Annotated in this window: 3 protein-coding genes; 2 read left to right on the forward strand and 1 reads right to left on the reverse strand. The window is 58.6% G+C overall.

Annotated features, from left to right (window positions below; all coding sequences use genetic code 11):
• Window positions 1-83 precede the first annotated feature (83 nt).
• A complete protein-coding gene (locus EN914_RS33610; protein ID WP_024503289.1) occupies window positions 84-437 on the reverse strand; it encodes a hypothetical protein in 354 nt (117 codons plus the stop codon).
• 313 nt (window positions 438-750) lie between these two features.
• Here EN914_RS33610 and EN914_RS40210 point away from each other — a divergent pair, with 313 nt between their 5' ends.
• Both EN914_RS40210 and EN914_RS33620 read left to right on the forward strand, forming a co-directional pair.
• Entirely contained in the window at window positions 751-984 is a 234-nt protein-coding gene (locus EN914_RS40210) for a GcrA family cell cycle regulator (protein WP_127219003.1), read from the forward strand.
• A gap of 387 nt (window positions 985-1,371) precedes the next feature.
• On the forward strand, window positions 1,372-1,968 hold a 597-nt coding region (locus EN914_RS33620), incomplete at its 3' end, for a rhamnan synthesis F family protein (protein ID WP_245497908.1).

A 1,968-nucleotide genomic window follows, 5' to 3' on the forward strand; every position in this document is an offset into this window, starting at 1 on the left:
GCAATGGAAGGCGGCGAGATAGTCGCCGCGCATGAACTCCTGTCGATGGGGCCAAACTCTGCCCTACGCCGGTCGACCCGCGATCAGCGCTTCATCGAGTGCAGGATGGCCTGCATGTGCTCTTCCAGGTCGAGTTCGCCCCGAGCCTCGGCGGTCAACAGGTAATCGGCCTTGGCCCGGCGGTCGCCTCGGCTGATCGCGGGATAGGAGCAGATGGCAAGCAATGCTTCCTGTTCGACCCGGTCTGCCCTCTTGCGTTCGTGGCTGCTGCTGCCCGCTTGATGAACAACCCTGTGAAGCTCGACATAGCTGGCTTCATGGGCTCCGATCAGCGCCCGCAATTCGGGTGAGGCTCCTTCCGCTTCGGCAAATGTCGGTTCAATGACCGAGGCCACGGCGGTGAACGCAAGAAGTGTACGGCGTGTGATTTCGGGCATGCCTCATATCCCTGCTGTCTGATCATGCAGGCACACCATAGCACCGGCGCAACGGTTCGAAGAGATGCTCCGGGACGCGACCGCACTGTCTGCTGACAAAATGTACTCGCTCCCGCAGCCCGCCCTCCCAGCAGCCAGTGTGGCCTTAAGTCGCAATGATTGGCTTGCGAAAGCAGGGTTTCGGGCTTCATTGACGCTGCGATCGACACCATATGGTGATCCACAGCCCTCCAAAACGAGAGAAGCTCGCTTTGACGCGGTCGCATAGCGGCCGTCAGCCGGCAATGGCTATGAACCAGGAACCTGAAAAACTATGCCTGAAAATGTCAGACCAATTTCGAAAGACGTCCCCCTCATTCAGCTAGGCGTCTATCAGTGCCGCTTCCCGGTAAGCGAAGACCGGTCGGTGCCCGGCGGTTATCGGTTCTGTGCTGGGCCAACTTCGGCGGATCGCGTCTATTGCGATCACCACCACAGCATCGTGACCGCCGTCGACCCTCGTCGATCCCGTTCAGGTCTCCACCCCGCTCAGCGACGCGCCGCTTAAGTCAAGCGGGCGGCGGCCCCCTCTATCAGGTAGCAAGGGCTCAGCGGGATGCGCTCCTCATCAGTGACAGCGTGGGGGCAATGACATGACGCGTGCGCATAGGAAGAGTCCCTCAGTGAGGGCTGGCAGTGTTGTGTCGGAATGGAGCACGACTTTTTTTGGGGGGACCGTCCCTTTTCCTGGCTACATGTGATCTGACTTTCATTAGCGCTTTTGCACAAACAGTGCAGTGTGCGGCGGAGGTTAGATCGTGGCGTTCAATCCCGATGTCGATTGTGAATTCAGGCCAAAGGCGGGGAGCGACGCACACCCTTCCCGCTGTTTAATCCTGCATCGCCCATCGGTGCCTTTTCCCGAGCCGGATCGGCCTGCAAGGAGGGGCGAGCCTTGAAACTGTCTTGCGTCTTCCGGGAATGGCGGCAGTTGGCGAAACCGGTGCCGTCAGACGCCGAACTTTTCCCGGTGCCCCAAAACACGTCGCTTGTTGTGCCCTTTGGCTATCGGCCGAAGTTGGTGCCGCCCGAACGCAGGATAGCTGTCTTTTTTCACGCCTACTATGTGCAGGAATTGGCGGACGCTATCGACCTGCAACTGCGCAATCTGCCGGTTTTGGTCGATATCCATTTCACGACGGACACCGGCGAGAAAGCCGTCTTGCTCAACGAGCGCTTTCAGAGCCACCCGAGGATTCGTCGTCTAAAGACCACTATCACCGCCAATCGCGGCCGCGACATCTACCCGAAAATCGGGCTGATGAACCAAGAGCATCTGGCATACGACTACGTTCTGCACATTCATACCAAGCGATCCGGTCATGAGGACGGATTACGGGACTGGCGGCAGTTCCTCTGGCAGCATCTTCTGGGCTCACCGGAAATTGTCACAAGCGTTTTTGAGATATTCGAACGTTGTCCTGATGTTGGCATGATCGCGCCACAGCATCTTCCATTCATCCGCCCCTGGATCCACTGGGCTGACTGCACG

The organism is Mesorhizobium sp. M7A.F.Ca.CA.001.08.2.1 (assembly GCF_003998455.1).
In the GTDB taxonomy this organism is placed as follows: domain Bacteria; phylum Pseudomonadota; class Alphaproteobacteria; order Rhizobiales; family Rhizobiaceae; genus Mesorhizobium; species Mesorhizobium ciceri.